Source organism: Amycolatopsis sp. WGS_07 (assembly GCF_045278895.1).
GTDB lineage: Bacteria > Actinomycetota > Actinomycetes > Mycobacteriales > Pseudonocardiaceae > Amycolatopsis.
Map to the genome: position 1 here is coordinate 7,229,481 of NZ_CP136053.1, position 15,399 is coordinate 7,244,879.

General features: G+C 71.1%; 13 protein-coding genes. 10 read left to right on the forward strand and 3 right to left on the reverse strand.

Annotated features, from left to right (window positions below):
* Positions 1-15 precede the first annotated feature (15 nt).
* A complete protein-coding gene (locus RPX00_RS34000) occupies positions 16-1,023 on the reverse strand; it encodes a LuxR C-terminal-related transcriptional regulator (protein ID WP_406631541.1) in 1,008 nt (335 codons plus the stop codon).
* 151 nt (positions 1,024-1,174) lie between these two features.
* On the opposite strand from RPX00_RS34000, the gene RPX00_RS34005 reads away from it, so the two are divergent.
* A complete protein-coding gene (locus tag RPX00_RS34005) occupies positions 1,175-2,314 on the forward strand; it encodes a glycosyltransferase (RefSeq protein WP_406631543.1) in 1,140 nt (379 codons plus the stop codon).
* Here the strand turns inward: RPX00_RS34005 and RPX00_RS34010 are convergent.
* Positions 2,277-3,104: an IclR family transcriptional regulator gene (locus tag RPX00_RS34010; protein ID WP_406631545.1), complete on the reverse strand. Its 828-nt coding sequence runs from the start codon at positions 3,102-3,104 to the stop codon at positions 2,277-2,279. The two genes, RPX00_RS34005 and RPX00_RS34010, sit on opposite strands and share 38 nt — an antisense overlap.
* A gap of 104 nt (positions 3,105-3,208) precedes the next feature.
* On the opposite strand from RPX00_RS34010, the gene RPX00_RS34015 reads away from it, so the two are divergent.
* The 7 genes from RPX00_RS34015 to RPX00_RS34045 all read left to right on the forward strand — a co-directional run bounded on the left by RPX00_RS34015 (position 3,209) and on the right by RPX00_RS34045 (position 13,055).
* A complete protein-coding gene (locus RPX00_RS34015; RefSeq protein WP_406631547.1) occupies positions 3,209-4,159 on the forward strand; it encodes a DUF1177 domain-containing protein in 951 nt (316 codons plus the stop codon).
* Entirely contained in the window at positions 4,156-5,496 is a 1,341-nt protein-coding gene (locus tag RPX00_RS34020; protein ID WP_406631549.1) for a cytosine permease, read from the forward strand. The genes RPX00_RS34015 and RPX00_RS34020 overlap by 4 nt, the downstream gene beginning before the upstream one ends.
* Entirely contained in the window at positions 5,493-6,782 is a 1,290-nt protein-coding gene (locus tag RPX00_RS34025; protein ID WP_406631551.1) for a M20/M25/M40 family metallo-hydrolase, read from the forward strand. The genes RPX00_RS34020 and RPX00_RS34025 overlap by 4 nt, the downstream gene beginning before the upstream one ends.
* Positions 6,783-6,811: 29 nt before the next feature.
* Positions 6,812-7,546 (forward strand): dipeptidase PepE, encoded by a 735-nt coding sequence (pepE, locus tag RPX00_RS34030; protein WP_406631553.1) that lies wholly within the window; start codon positions 6,812-6,814, stop codon positions 7,544-7,546.
* Between the two features lie 479 nt (positions 7,547-8,025).
* The gene (locus RPX00_RS34035; RefSeq protein ID WP_406631555.1) at positions 8,026-9,300 is read left to right on the forward strand and encodes an MFS transporter; all 1,275 of its coding nucleotides are present in this window, start codon (positions 8,026-8,028) and stop codon (positions 9,298-9,300) included.
* A gap of 98 nt (positions 9,301-9,398) precedes the next feature.
* Positions 9,399-10,004: a hypothetical protein gene (locus RPX00_RS34040; protein ID WP_406631557.1), complete on the forward strand. Its 606-nt coding sequence runs from the start codon at positions 9,399-9,401 to the stop codon at positions 10,002-10,004.
* A 66-nt stretch (positions 10,005-10,070) separates the two neighbouring features.
* The gene (locus RPX00_RS34045; protein WP_406631559.1) at positions 10,071-13,055 is read left to right on the forward strand and encodes a BTAD domain-containing putative transcriptional regulator; all 2,985 of its coding nucleotides are present in this window, start codon (positions 10,071-10,073) and stop codon (positions 13,053-13,055) included.
* A 158-nt stretch (positions 13,056-13,213) separates the two neighbouring features.
* On the opposite strand, the gene RPX00_RS34050 is transcribed toward RPX00_RS34045, so the two are convergent.
* Positions 13,214-13,687, reverse strand: a complete 474-nt coding sequence (locus RPX00_RS34050) for a MarR family winged helix-turn-helix transcriptional regulator (RefSeq protein WP_406631561.1) — start codon at positions 13,685-13,687, stop codon at positions 13,214-13,216.
* A 51-nt stretch (positions 13,688-13,738) separates the two neighbouring features.
* Between RPX00_RS34050 and RPX00_RS34055 the strand changes: the two genes are divergently transcribed.
* A complete protein-coding gene (locus tag RPX00_RS34055; protein ID WP_406631563.1) occupies positions 13,739-14,137 on the forward strand; it encodes a nuclear transport factor 2 family protein in 399 nt (132 codons plus the stop codon).
* Positions 14,138-14,403: 266 nt separating this feature from the next.
* Positions 14,404-15,387, forward strand: a complete 984-nt coding sequence (locus RPX00_RS34060; RefSeq protein WP_406631565.1) for a S1 family peptidase — start codon at positions 14,404-14,406, stop codon at positions 15,385-15,387.
* The last annotated feature ends 12 nt before the right edge of the window (positions 15,388-15,399 follow it).

Sequence of the window (15,399 nt, forward strand, 5' to 3'; positions counted from 1 at the left end):
AGTTTCCGCGGCCGCTCAGCCGGTGAGCGCGGCGACGAGTTCGTCCCGGCCGCTCGCCGCGGTCTTGCGGAAGACAGCTTTCAGGTGCTCGTTGACGGTGTGCACCGACAGGTCGAGTCGACGCGCGATGTGCTTGGCCGCCGCTCCGTCGCATAGCTGCGAGACGACCTGGCGTTCGCGGGGAGTGATGCCGTACCAGTCGCAGAACGACGGCAGCAGCCGCTTGCCGGTGATCGCTTCGATGACCACGGCCACGTCACCGGAGCCGTCGTCGAGGGGTTGGGTGTGGCAGCCGACCCAGCGGCCGTGGCTGGCTGGCGGCGCGGTCAGCACTGGCGGGCGGGCACGCGGGTCCTTCAGGCACCGACGTGTCTGCAGCGACAAACCGGCCAAGTGGGCGGCGTCAGTGAAGTCCGGGGTGCGGTGGCTGGCTCGCAGGTGTTCCCGCCACGCGTGTGCCTGCCGTGTCGCGGCCCGCATCCGGTGGTCCGGCCCCACGATGAGCACCCCCGGGGCCAGCATCGGCGTCTGCGGCGTCAGCGGGCCCGAAGTGACGTACTGACGCAGAACGGCGGCCAACGCCGGGCCCAGCTGCGCCGCGCGGCGGGCGTCCTCGTCGTTGAACTGCTTGCCGCCGGGGGAGCGCAGCAATTCCAATGCTCCCCACGTGCCGCGGCGGTCGCGCAGCAGAGCCAGCAGCGCGCTGCCGACGCCATGCGCGCGGTACAGGTCGCCGCTCAGCACGACGGCCGGCCTCGCCCGCACCAACGGCGAACATTCACTGCCATCGGAGTACGAGCGGTGCAGCAGAGCCAGCCCGAGGCCGGGGTCGAAGTGGTGCCAGAAGCTGAAGGCGGCCGGTCCGAACTCGGCGGAGGGGCTCGTCGCCGCGAGACGCAGCGCGTCGTGCGCCACCAACGGCGCCAGTGCGCGGGACAGCGCTTCTCCCGCGGCGTCCGAGCCGGCACCCTGTCCGACTGCCTCGTGCACGTCGTCCAGCGAACACCCCGCCGTCCCGCCCATGCGACCAAGCATGGCCGCCCCGCACCGGACCGGCAACGACATTCCCCCTAATTCTCGGTATGTCCGGCCCGCCGGAAGCATGCGAGCCTGAGAACAGCGCGGGACATCGAGAGGCGGACATGGCAATACGGAATTCTGGGGGTGTCTCTCGATGCGGGTGCTGCTGACCGGGTTGCCGATTCGCTCGCATCTCGTACCGGCCGTGGTCCCGGTGGCGAACGCGCTGCGGCGGGCCGGGCACGAGGTCGCGATCGCCACCGGCGGTGCGATGCGCGGCGAGCTGGAGCGGCTTGGCGTGCCGGTGCTCGTGCTGCCGGACGTCCTGGCTCCCGAAGAGATCCATCCGGCAAGGCCCGCACCGATGCGCGGATGGCGGCCGGAGGTGTCCGGCCCGATCAGCGTTCCGCTGTTCGACGAACGGATGACCGCCGCCTTCGCCGCGAACCTGCTCGACGTCGCGAAGCCGTGGCAACCGGACCTGATCGTCCGGGAGACCAACGAGTACGGCGGGTTCCTGGCCGCGGAGGCGCTCGGCGTCGAGCTGGCGATGATCGACATCGCGCCGCTGATCGTGCGGCTGGTGCCGGATCTCGTCGAGCGGCTCAACGTCGTGCGCGCGAAGTTCGGTCTCGCTGCGATCGAGTCCCTGACGCCTGCGTACGGGAAGCTCGCCGCGGGACTGCTACCCGAATCGTGGTACCCGCCGGTGCTGCGCACGCCTCAACACCGTTACTACCGCGTGCCCGACGAGCCCGGCACCGTCCCGGAGCTGCCCGCCGACGCGCCGCTGGTGCTGATGAGCCTCGGCTCGAACGTGCGCATGCTGCTGTCCGCCGAATCGCGGCTGCTGACGATCGCGGTCGAGGCTTTGGGCGCGTTGCCGATCCGCGCGGTCGTCGCGCTCGGCCACGACCCGGCCGCCTGGACCGGCCCGCGTCCGGCGAACGTGCATTTCGCGTCGTTCGTGCAGCAGCGTCTGCTGCTGGGCGCGTGCGACGCCTTCCTCACCCATGCCGGCTACAGCGGCGTCCGAGAAGCGCTCGACCACGGGGTGCCGATGGCAGCGCTGCCGCTGTTCGCCGATCAACCCGCGAACGCCGCCCGCATCGAGGAGTTGGGAGTGGGCGTTCAGGTGGACGCTGCGGGGCTGACGCCGGGCAAGCTGACCGCCGCGCTCAAGCAGGTCCTGGAAGAACCGTCCTACCGGCTGGCCGCGCGCGGGTTTCAACGGAGAATCCTCGCCCTGCCGTCGCTTACTCGGTTCGCCGCGGACCTGGAAGACCTCCGCTGAGGCGGTTCACCGGCCGGGAAAGCCGCAGTTCGATCAGCTCCGCGCCCCGCCGCAGCAGGTCCACCCACTGCTCCGGGTCGTGGTCGAAGCGGGAGGCGGACCAGCCGACGGACAGGCTGCCGTACGGTTCGCCGCGCAGGAAGACCGGCACCGCGAGGGTCGCCACACCCGTGTCGTATTCGCCGGTGGTGAACGCCCAGCCCCGGGCGGCGACCTCGGCCAGCTGCTCGCGCAGGACGGCGAGGTCGGTGACCGTGTCCGGGGTGAACCGCGCCATCGGGCGGTCGGCGAACAGCCGGTCGCGTTCCTCTTCGGACAGGAACGCGAAGTACGCCTTGCTGGTCGCGCCCGCGTGTGCCGGGTACAGCTCGCCGACCAGGGAGTAGCCGCGCAGCCGCCCGTCCGCGCCTTCCGCGGCCAGCACGCACCGCGTGTGCGCACCGTCGGGCAGGGACAGCAGGGCGGCGTGCCCGGTCTGGGCGGCGAGGTCGGACAGGACCGGGACTACCAGCAGGTCCAGCGCGCCGGCCCGGTCCCACAACCGGCCGAGGTGCAGGGCGGCCGGGCCGATCCGGTACTTGCGGGTGCTGTCGTCGCGGACGAGAAAACCGCGGTGGGCCAGCACCGCCAGGATCCGCTGGGCGATCGACGTGTGCAGCCCGAACTCGCGCGCGACCGCGGTGACTCCCCATTCCGGGCGGGCGCGGTCGAACGCGAGCAGCACCTGCAGCGCGCGGTCCGCGGTCTGCGGCAGGCCGGGCGGGGTGGCGCGGTCGTCGGGGTCCGGCATCCGGCCATTGTGCGAATAACGGGAAATGTTTGTAAAGCGGGGGAGCCCGGACGGAGTCTGGTCGGACCAATCCCCGGCGGCTTTGACTTCTTCAGAGGAACCACATGCTCAAACACGTCCTGGAACTGCTCGAAATCCTCGACGACCCGGCGGTGACCGGGAAAGAGGCCGTCGCCTACCTCGACGCCGTCGCCGGTGCGGACGGCAGCGGCGCGGAGATCACGACGGTGCCCGGCCCGGCCGGGAAGACCGACTTCGTCCGGGTCCGGGTGGCCGGCAGCCGCGGCCGCGCCGCGGGCGGCGACGCGCCCACCCTCGGCGTGGTGGGGCGGCTCGGCGGGGTCGGCGCCCGGCCGGAGGTGACCGGCTTCGTGTCCGACGGGGACGGCGCCGCCGCGGCGCTCGCTGCGGCCGCCAAGCTGCTGTCCATGCGCGCTCGCGGGGACGTGCTGGCCGGCGACGTGCTGATCGGCACGCACATCTGCCCGGACGCGCCCACCCTGCCGCACGATCCGGTTCCGTTCATGAACTCGCCGGTCGACATCGCCACGATGAACAGCTACGAGCTGTCCGACGAGATGGCCGCCGTGCTGTCGATCGACACCACCAAAGGCAACCGGGTGATCAACCACCGCGGGCTCGCCCTTTCGCCGACCGTGCGCAGCGGCTACATCCTGCGGGTCTCCGAAGGCCTCGGCGAACTGCTGGAGGCGGTGACCGGCGCGCCGCTGGTCACCTACCCGATCACGACGCAGGACATCACGCCCTACGGCAACGGCGTCTACCACCTGAACTCGATCCTGCAGCCGGCGACCGCGACCGACGCGCCGGTCGTCGGGCTGGCGATCACCTCGGCGGCGACCGTGGCGGGCTGTGCGACCGGCGCGAGCCACGAGACCGACATCGCGGCCGCCGCGCGCTATGCGGTCGAGGTCGCCAAGCAGTTCGGCGCAGGCACGCTGCAGTTCCACGACGAGGCGGAATTCGCCAACCTGCAGGCCCGCTACGGCTCGATGGCGCACCTGCAGACGCTGGGCACGGAGGTGGCCGGATGAGCACCGCGACGAAAACCGCGAAGCAGACCCGGAAACGGATCGGCAACGACGACTACTCGCTGCGCCGCGTCCCCGAAGAGGCCCGGTACGGGTTCGGTTCGATGCTGCTGCAGTGGCTCGCGCAGTCTGGTTCGCTGTCGCAGTTCGTGCTCGGCGCGACGCTCGGCGTGGGGATGCGGTTCTCCGACGCGTTCTGGGCGTTCACGCTCGGCGCGGTGATCCTGGAGGTGGTGATCTTCCTGATCGGCCTGGCCGGTCAGCGGGAGGGTCTCACGATGACCATGCTGACCCGGTTCACCGGCTTCGGCCGCAACGGGTCCGCGCTGGTGAGCCTGGTGATCGCGATCAGCCTGGTGGGCTGGTTCGGCGTGCAGAACGGCATCTTCGGCAAGAGCATGCACGCGCTCGTCGGCGGTCCGCCGTGGCTGTGGTGCGCGGTGTCCGGCGTGGTCTTGACGCTGCTGGTGATCTACGGGTTCAAGTACATGATGTGGCTGGCGAAGATCGCGGTGCCGCTGTTCTTCGGGCTCGTCGCGTGGAGCGTCATCTCGACCCTGTCGGATCACTCGGTGGGCGCGCTGGTGTCGGCCGCGCCGACCGCGACGGCCATCTCGATCCCGGCCGCGGCGACGATCATCGCCGGCGGCTACATGACCGGAGCTGTGGTCGCCCCGGACATGACCCGGTTCAACCGCAAGGGCTGGCACGTCCTGCTGCAGAGTTCGGCGTCGATCGTGCTGTCGGAGTACATCGTCGGGATGACCGGGGTGCTGCTCGGGCACCTCGTCGGCAGTTCCGACGTCACGCACATCGTGCTGTCCACTTCGGGCTTCGTCGGGCTGATCGTGGTGGTGCTGGCGACCGCGAAGATCAACGACTGGAACCTGTACGGCTCTTCGCTGGGCGTGGTGAACTTCGTGCGGACCGTGTTCGGCCGCCCGCTGCACCGCGGCGTCGTCACGCTGGTGATCGGGATCGCCGGGACGGTGCTGTCCGCGATCGGGTTCCTGCAGCACTTCACCGCGTTCCTGTCGGTGCTGGGCGTCGCGATCCCGCCGGTGGGCGGGATCATCGTGGCCGAGTACTTCCTGGTGCGCCGGCTTTCCACGCCGCTGCGGGAGACGCGGGCCGCCGGACGGGTCCCGGCGACGATGCCGGTGTGGGTGCCCGCGACGATCGCGGTGTGGGCGGTGGCGTTCTGCGTCGGCGAGTTCGTGCACTGGGGCATTCCGGCGCTGAACTCGCTGCTGACCGCCGCGATCCTGTACACGGTGCTGGGCAAGGCCGGGCTGATCCGGCCGCTGGGCTCGGCGGAACTGGAGGAGGTGGCCGCGTGACGAGCGCACAGGACGAGGTGGTCGGCCTCTGCCAGGACCTGATCCGGATCGACACGTCCAATCCGGGCGCGTCCGAACGGCCCGCCGCCGAGTACGTCGCGGAGAAACTCTCCGATGCCGGGCTGGAACCGACGCTCGTGGAAAGCGAGCCCGGCCGGGCCAGCGTGTTCGCCCGACTGTCCGGAGTGGACTCTTCGCGGCCGGCGCTGCTGCTGCACGGGCATCTGGACGTGGTGCCCGCGGACGCCGACGAGTGGAGCGTCCCGCCGTTCTCCGGCGAGATCGCCGACGGCCTGCTCTGGGGCCGCGGCGCGATCGACATGAAGGACTTCGACGCGGCGATTCTCGCGCTGGCGAGGCAATTCGGCCGCACCGGCGAGAAACCGCCGCGGGACATCGTGTTCGGCTTCCTCGCCGACGAGGAGGGCGGCGGGAAGTTCGGCTCGCACTGGCTGGCCGAGCACCGCCCGGACCTGTTCGACGGCGTGGGGGAGGCGATCACCGAGGGCGGCGGAGTGTCGTTCGACCTCGGCAACGGCAGCCGGCTGTACCCGATCGAGTGCGCGCAGCGCGGGCAGGCGTGGCTGCGGCTGGTCGCCACCGGCCGAGCCGGGCACGGCTCCTCGCCGAACGACGAGAACGCGGTCACCGATCTCGCCGAATCGCTGGCGCGGATCGGGCGGCACCGCTTCCCGGTCCGGCTCATCGAACCGGTGCGGGCGCTGCTGGAACGCGCGGCGGACCTGCTCGGCGTCCCGTTCGATCCGTCCGATGTGGACGGAAGCCTGGCGAAGATGGGCCCGGTGGCCGACCTGGTGAACGTGATCCTGCGCAATTCGGCGAACCCCACCATGATCTCCGGCGGCTACCAGGTCAACGTCATCCCCGGCCGGGCCACCGCGGCGGTGGACGGCCGGTTCCTGCCCGGGTACGAGCAGGAACTGCTGGAGACGATCGACGAACTGCTGCTGCCGTCGGTGCGCCGCGAGTTCATCCACCGGGACATCGCGATGGAAAGCGGTTTCGACGGTCCCTTGGTGGACGCCATGTGCGCGGCCATCACCGCGGAGGACCCGGACGGCCACCCCGCCCCGTACTGCAACGCGGGCGGCACCGACAACAAGGCGCTGTCCGCGCTCGGCATCCGCGGTTTCGGGTTCAAGGCGCTGCGCGTCCCGCCGGAACTGCCCTACAACCGGCTGTTCCACGGCGTCGACGAACGGGTGCCGCTGGAGTCGCTGCGGTTCTCTGTCCGGGTCCTGGACCGGCTGCTGCGCACGTGCTGAACAATGGCGGGCGAACCAAGGAGAATCGCGTGACTGACTTGCTGTTGCTGTCCAACTCGACCAACCACGGCCACGAGCCGCTGGACCACGCGCTGGACGCGGTGGCCGAGGTGCTGGCCGGACGCACCGACCTGGTGTTCGTGCCGTTCGCGCTCGCCGACCACGACGGCTACACCGAGCGCATCGCGGCCGCGGTGGCGCCGCTCGGCGTGCGGGTGCGCGGGCTGCACACCTTCGCCGACCCAACCGCGGCGGTGCGTTCGGCGCCAGCGGTGTTCACCGGCGGCGGCAACACGTTCCGCCTGCTGGCCGAGCTGTACCGCCGCGGCTTGCTGGAACCGTTGCGGGACAGGGTGTCCGAGGGCATGCCCTACCTCGGCGCCAGCGCGGGAACCAACATCGCCGGGCCCACCGTGCGCACCACCAACGACATGCCGATCGTGGAGCCGCCGAGCCTGACGTCGCTGGGCCTGGTGCCGTTCCAGCTCAACCCGCACTACGTCGACCCCGACCCGGCCAGCACGCACATGGGGGAGACCCGGGAGAAGCGGCTCGCGGAATTCCACGAGTGCAACGACATCCCGGTCCTGGGCCTGCGCGAGGGCACGTGGCTGCGCGTGCGCGGCGACTGGGCGGAACTGGCCGGGGTCTCCACGATCGGCGGGGCACCCGGCAGGCTGTTCCGGCGTGGCGTGCCTGGCGAGGACGTCTCCGGCGATGTCAGCGATCTGCTCGCTCCGGAGAGGGAACCGGTGTGGGGCTGACGCCGGGCTGTCTAGTGGCGTAAGGGAAGGGCTGGGCCTGCGGGCTCAGCCCTTCTTTTATGCGGGCTTGTGCGAGGGGCCGGGTGGTCTCGCTGTCCGTGAGGGGAACCTTCACGGACAGCGTCGTTGGGGGCGCGTTGGCCTAGGCCGACGAGGCTGGCGCGGACCAGCTCGAGCGACGGGGCTTTTCGTCTGTGAGGGGAACCCTGGGGGACTCTGATTCCCCCAGGGTTCCCCTCACAGACCTTCCGCGGCGCGCACCGGCTCCGGGAGCGGGCTCAGCTCTTCTTCTGTCGTGCCGCCGGATCGTCCTGCCCCGCCCCGGGAACTGGCCTGCCGGGAGAACCGTGCCGAGAAAGCCTTGACATAAGCATCTTAGGACAAAGATACTTCCCGGCGACCCCGCCGGCCGAGGCGGCCGGTCCGGGTCCGCGCGGTCCGGGCCGCCTCGCGATGGTCCGGCCCGGAAAGGAACCGCTGTGCCGAGGGAAGAGCGGCTGCCCGCCTCGCCGCTGACCGCGTGGCTGGGCGTGCTGGCCTTGCTGGCGGTCGTGGCGATCTCCTACATCGACCGGGTCAACGTGTCCGTGCTCATCACCGATCCCGCCTTCGCGCAGCACTTCGGGATCGCGGGCAACCGGGCCGCGCAAGGCGCCCTCATGACGCTTTTCCTGGCTGGCTACGGAATCGCGGCCATGCTGATCACCCCGTGGTACGAAGCGGTTTTCGGGGTGCGGCGCGGGCTGCTCGTCAGCCTGGGGTGCTGGGCGCTGTTCACTCTGGTGTCGCCGTACGCCGGAAGCGCGATGCTGCTGCTGACGCTGCGGTTCCTGCTCGGGGCCAGCGAGGGGCCGCTGTTCTCGCTGAAAACCATGTACGTCAAGGACAATTTCGCCGAAGGCGCGTGGGGCAAGCCCAACGCGGTCAGCTCGATGGGCGTTTCCCTCGGCACGGCTCTGGGCATCCCGGTGATCACCTTCGCCCTGGTGCACTTCGGCTGGCACGGCTCATTCCTGCTGCTCGCGGCCCTCAACCTGGTGGTCGGGCTGCCGCTGGTCGCCGTGTTCGTCCGAGCCTCGCGGCACCGGACAGCCGCGCGACAGCCGGCGTTGCGGCGCTTCGCCGGAGCGCTGCGCACGCCCAAGCTCGGCTGGATCCTGCTGATCGAGGTGGCCACGCTCGGCTACCTGTGGGGCAGCACCTCGTGGTTGCCGTCGTATTTGCTGCAGGCAAGGCACTTCTCGCTCGCGCAGATGAGCGCGCTGTCGGCACTGCCGTTCGTGGTCAGCCTCGGTTCCGGATTCCTCGGCGGATACCTGATCGACCGGATGCCAGCCCGCCGGGCACCGCTCGTGCTGGTGGTCGGCAGCGTCGGCACCGCGCTGTGCGCGACGACCGCGACCTTCGCCGATTCACGCTGGCTCGCCGCGGCGGCGCTCATCCTCGCCAACGCGTTCTGGGGCCTGCAGGGACCGGCGATCCCGACGCTGGTGCAGCAATACGCGCCGGCGGGCACCGTCGGCAGCGCCTACGGCCTGGTCAACGGAGTCGGCAACCTCGTGTCCGCGCTGCTTCCCACGTTGATGGGCGTAGCGATCGCGGCGGGCGGGGACCACGGATTCGCCGCCGGGTACGCACTGCTGGCCGCGACGCAGCTGCTCACGTTGGTTGGTGCTCTCGTGCTGCTCCGGGGTCGCGCTCCTTCCGAGGCAGATCCCGCTGTGGCCGGTCGGCCCGCGGCGCAGTCCTCTTAGGGCGGACGCGACGGAGAGCGACGAAGAGCGAATGGAGAGCGGGCAGGCCGAACCTCGGTGTCGATCAGCGCTCGCTGGTCGACCGAGAGGAGGACGCTATGCGTCGAACTGGGCGGGGACGCGGCTGGTTGCGCCGGTCCGTCGTGCTTGCGGCCGGAGCCGTCGCGGTGCTGGCGGTCACGATGCCCGCGGCAGGCGCGGCCGGGCAAGAACATCGACTGCCGTTCGGCAATCCGCTGGGGCTGAGCACGTCCCGGGCGGCGGAGCTGCAGGGCCGCATCGACGACGGGCTCCGGAGGGCCACGGCGCCGGGCAAGCAGAACAGCCAGAGCACCATCGCCTTCGAGAACGGCGCGGTGGTCATGGGATTCGCGGTCCCGGGGATCGCGAACACCTACTGCCCGGTCGGCGGAACGCACCCCGGGGCGGGCAGCGGCTGGATGTGCGTCTACGACGACTACTTCTATCAGGGGGCGTGGCTGCAGTACTACGAGTGCGGGAGGTACTCGTTCAAGCCTTACGCGTTCGAAGACCGGACGTCGTCCTGGATCAACGACCAGACTCCCGGAACCAGCGGGTGGCTCTACAGCGACTCGGGCGTCGGGGGATACGAGGAGTTCGCCTATTCGACGGCGCAGGCTTACGAGCCGCAGATGGATCCGAGCGTCGACGACAAGGCGGACGGGATCGTCCTGTGCGAATGACCTGACCTCGGGTTCCGCACCGTTCCGGGGGCGGTGCGGGACCCGGTCCTCGGGCAAAATGGGCGGGTGGGGATCGAGTTCGGGGTGCTCGGAGCGGTGCGGGTCTGCCGGAACGGCCGCGAGCTGCCCGTCGGCGGCCGCAGGCAGCGGGTAGTGCTGGCGATGCTGCTGGCCGGGGCCAACCGGGCGGTCAGCGTCGACGGCCTGGTCGACGCCGTGTGGGCCGCCGATCCGCCGAGCACGGCGCGCGAGCAGATCCAGACGGCGGTCTGGCGGCTGCGCGCGGTGCTCGGCCCCGGCCTCATCGAGCGGACCGCCGCCGGGTATCGGATCACGGTGGAACCGGACCGCTACGACGCGCGCCTCTTCGAACGACGAGTGCGCGAGGCCGCGGCGGACCCAGATCCCGGCCGCCGGTCCGGTGCGCTGCGCGTCGCGCTGGGCGGCTGGCGGGGCGACACCGCGTACGCCGGCCTCGGCGAGGTCGAACCGCTGCGGAGCGAGGCCGCCCGGCTCGGCGATCTTCGGCTGCAGACCGTCGCTGACCGCGTCGCCGCCGACATCGACGCCGGACGGGCGCAGCAGGTGGTCGCCGAGACGGTAGTCCTCGCCGCCGAGCACCCGCTGCGGGAACGGTTCACCGAACTGCACATGCGCGCGCTGCACCGCACCGGACGGCGGGCTGAGGCGCTGGCCGCCTACCGGACCGCTCGCCGGCGGCTCGTGCGGGACTGCGGCATCGAACCGGGCGCGAGGCTGCGGCGATTGCACCAGGAACTGCTCACCGCCGACGAGCCGGAACCGGTGTCCCCTCCTGGCCCGGCGCCGCCGGCCCAGCTTCCCGCGACCGTCGGCGACTTCGTCGGCCGCGAAGACCGGATGCGGGAACTCGACGAACTGATCTTCGCCCCGGGCCCCGCCCCGGTCATCGTGCTGGCCGGTCCGCCGGGCGTCGGCAAGACAGCGCTGGCGGTGGAATGGGCGCACCGCCGCCGGCGCCGGTTTCCCGATGGCCAGCTGTTCCTGACTTTGCACGGCTACGACGGCACCCGGCCCGCCGAGGCGCCCGCGGTGCTGCGCCAGGCGTTGCGCGCCCTCGGCGTGCCGGCCGGCCAGCTCCCGGCCGAGACGGATGCCGCCGCCGCGCTGTACCGGACCCGGCTCGCCGACCGCGCGGTCCTCGTGGTGCTCGACGACGTGGTCTCCGCGGGACAGGTCATGCCGCTGCTGCCCGCGACGTCGGGCAGCGCGGCGATCGTGATCAGCCGCGATCGGCTCGTCGGGCTGATCGGGCGCACCGATGCCCGTTTGCTGAACCTGGACGTGCTGGCCGCCGAGGAGTCGTTTGCCCTGCTGCGGCGGATCGTCGGAGGCGCCCGGACTGCCACCGAGCCCGAGGCCGCCGGTGAGCTGGCCGATCGGTGCGGCCATCTGCCGCTGGCCTTGCGCATCGCGGGCGCGCACCTCGTCGCCGCGCCCCGTGATCCGCTGGCCGACCACGTCACGCGGCTGGACACCGACGTGTTCGGCGCCCTGCGGCTCGGCGAGGGCGAATCCGGCGGCGTGCTCGCCGCGTTCGCCCAGTCCTATCGCCGGTTGCCCGAATCCAGCAGGCGGGTGTTCCGCCTCCTCGGCGTGCTGCCCGGCGCCGACGCCAGCACGCCCGCCGTGGCCGCGCTGGCCGAGGCTGAGGTGCGGGCGGCCGAGGCGGACCTGCGCTGCCTGGCCAACGCCAACCTGATCAGCCAGGTCGGCCGGGGCCGGTACGGGTTTCACGATCTGCTGCGCAGCTACGCCCGGCGGCTGGCCGCGGAGGACCCGGAGGCGCAGGCCGCCCTCGAGCGACTGCTGTCCTGGTACGTGCGTTGCACCTATGCGGCAACCGATGTGCTGTACCCGTACTGGGTCCGGCTGCCGCTGCCCAGCCTTCCGCCGGTGCGGGCCGTCCCGGCCTTCGACCGGCAGAGCGCGATCGCCTGGCTGGAAGGAGAACTGGCCAATGTGGTGGCGGCCGCCGACCACGCCGCGGCACATCCGCCCCACCACCCGGCCTGGTTGCTGGCAACCGCTATCCCGCTGCGTTTCTGGACCAGCGGCTGGGTGGCGGAGTGGTGGTCCGTCGGAGTCGCGGCGGACCGCGCGGTGCGGGCGGCCGGCGACCTCGCGAGCCGGGCCGCGGTGCTGCGTGCCCGGGGCATGGCCGGTGTCGTGCAAGGCCAGGTGGCGGAGGGAAGCGCCCTGCTCGTCACGGCGGCCGAGGAGGCACGCCAGGCTGGTTGGCGCGACGGCGAAGCCGCCATCCGGCTGCAGCTCGGCAGCGTCGAGATGGACCACGGAAGCTCCGGCCTGGCCGCGGCGCACGTGGAGGCCGCCATCCGGCTCGCTGCGGACATCGGCCTCGAACCAGTGCTGGCACTTGCCCGTTCCTTCCGCGGCGGGCTGGCCGCGCGGCGGGGCGACCTGGCTGAAGCAGTGCCGGAACTGACCGCCGCACTCGCGCTGAGCCGCCGGCTGCGGATCGACGCCTACGCGGCGATCGCGCTGACAGTGCTGGTCGACGTGCTCACCCGGTGCGGGCGCGCCCCGGAGGCCATCGCGCACGCCGCCGAGGCATTGACCGCATACCGCGACCAGCGAGACCGCTTCGGCGAGGCGAACATCCTGTGCCTGACCGCCGCGGCCGAACGTGCCGCAGGCGACCTGGACGCGGCCGAACGGCATGCGCACGACGCCCTGCGCCTGGCGATCACGCTGCGGCACGAGGTGAATCAGGCAGCTGCCTTCCACCAGCTCGGGATGATCCGGTGCGGCCAGCGCCGCTACCGCCCGGCCGTCGCCCTGCACCGACGGGCTCTCGCCGTGGCGAGACAGGCCCACGACCGGTGGACGGTGGTGGAGGCGCTGCTCGCCCTTGCCTCGGCCCACCGCGGCTGCGACCAGACGGACCAGGCGCGGGCTGCGGCCGCCGAGGCCCGGGCACTGGCGGGCGAACACGGATACCGGCTGCAGGAACGGGCGGCTGTCGACCTCCTCGCCGGGATGTCGTCGTGAGCGGACGGTACCTGTAGATCAGACCGCTGGCTGTACTCGAACCGAATCCGCGGCCGGAAGTGATCGTCCCAAGTGGACACTCGGACACGAACGCGGCCACGCCCCGCCAGGTAAGCACATCTGGCCGCGACGCAGTCCTCTTAGGACGAAGTCGGCACTTATTCGCTGGGCAAGGCGGCGCGACGCCCGATCACCTCCTCGGTTCCCCCGGTCGCGTCGAGCAGACACACCAGTACTCGCCGGGCCGCCTCGGCGGAGTCCTTGCCCGCCAGCCTCGTCAGCCGCTTGTCCAGCTGTTGCCGTATCCGGCGGCTGTCTTCGACAAGCTGCCAGCCGTGGTCGGTGAGCTGGGCGCGTCGCACCCGGCTGTCGGCGGGGTCTGGCACCCGCGCGACGTAGCCGAGACGCTCCAGTTCGCGCAGGTGCTTCGAGGCGGCCTGCTGGGTGACGCCGAGAAGGCCGGCGAGTTCGGAGACCGTGGGCGCCCGGTCGATCAGGTGCTGGACGACGTAGCCGTGGGAGTTGCGCACGCCGGGGTGGCCCGCCTCGTGCAGTTCCGCCAGGATCGCCCTGTTCGCGGAACTGCCCGCCAGCCAGGCGAGAGTGGGAAGGTCGAGGTCCAGTGGAGTCACGGTGTCCACCCTGCAATTGACAACCTAAGTTGTACAACTTAAGTTGTGCTTATGGGTGAGCCGGTCGCTGTCGCGACGTCCCTGCTGCGGGCGCTCGAGGCCGGGCAGTGCGGCGAGGACCTCCGGAAGTACTTCGCGCCGACGGCGTCGACCGTCGAGCATCCGAACCGGCTCAAGCCCGAGGGTGCCCGCGTCAATCTGGACCAGATGCTCGCGGCGTCGGTGGCCGGTGCCGGGTTGATGGCCAGCCAGCGGTTTGACGTGCGCTCGGCCGTGGCGGCGGGCAACACCGCGATCCTCCGGCTCACCTGGAGCGGGGTGATCGCGCGTGACGCGGGCCCGTTCCGCCGCGGCGACGAACTCGTCGCGCACATCGCGCAGTTCGTCGAGACCGCCGACGGCCTGATCGCCTCGATCGAGACCTTCGACTGCTACGAACCCTTCGCCTGACCGTCCCAAGTGGACACTCGGCCGCGCCCCGGTCGCCGCCGTTGCGCCGTTCGGGCGCGGGGATTGCGACAAACGTGAACCTACCTTCGTCGGTGTCGCGCTCGACCGGAACTGTTCGAGAATCACGAACCTGAGGTTGATCACGTTCTGTTTCAACGACGAGACGCACCGACGCCCCAGGGGAGGAGCTGCCTCCGCACCTAGCCGAGCCCGGCACCGGATCCGGTGCACGTCCTTTCTCTCCCGTTCCGCGCAGGAGGAAACACATGCGATCGACACGTTTCAGGCTCAGCGCCCTCGCCGTCGGCTCGTTCGGCACGCTGGCCCTCGCCATGACCGCGGTGCCCGCCGCGTCCGCGGCCGCGACACCGGCCGCGGTCATGCACAGCCTCGGTTCCGCCACCGGCGGGCACTATCTCGACGACAGCGGCGCCTCGGTCGTCACGGTGCTGAACGACACCGACGCGGCCAAGGTGCGCGCTTCCGGCCTGAAGGCGGAGGTGGTGCGGTACAGCCTGGGCCAGCTCGGCGCGGTGAAACAGCAGCTGGACGCCACCGGCGGCGTGCCAAGCGCCGGCTGGGGCCTCGACCTCGCCCACAACCAGGTCGTCGTCGACGTTTACGACGCCACCCCGCAGGCGGAGAAGGCCAAGCTGCTCGAGACCGCCCGCCAGCACGGCGACATGGTCCGCGTCGACCACCATCCCGGCGCCATGTCGTTGTTCATCAAGGGCGGCGACAAGATCAGCAACGGCCAAGCGTCCTGCTCCAACGGGTTCAACGTGGAGAAGGACGGCAAGAAGCTGCTGCTTTCCGCGGGCCACTGCGAGAAACTCGGCGGCGGCGGTCCGTGGAACGACGGGAAGACCGTCGACGCGGTGTTCCCCGACGAGGACAACATGCTCGTCGAGAACGCTTCGGGCGAGGGCCCGAGCGAGATCAACGACGGCACCAAGATCACCGAGTTCGCCGACGCGACGGTGGGCGAGCAGATCAAGCGCGCCGGGATCACCTCGGGCGTGACGTCGGGCGAGGTCACCAAGGTCGACTACACCTTCGAAGCGGAGGGCTACACGGTCTACCACGAGTTCTGCACGACCGCGCACTCCGACCACGGCGACTCCGGCGGTCCGGCCTACGACGGGGGCAAGGGGCTCGGCACCCTCTCCGGCGGAGACACCCAGACCTCGTGCTTCTTCCCGGCCACGCTGTCGGCCAAGAGGTACGGCGTGACGCTGCCCCAGTCCTGACCCGCGCGTGCC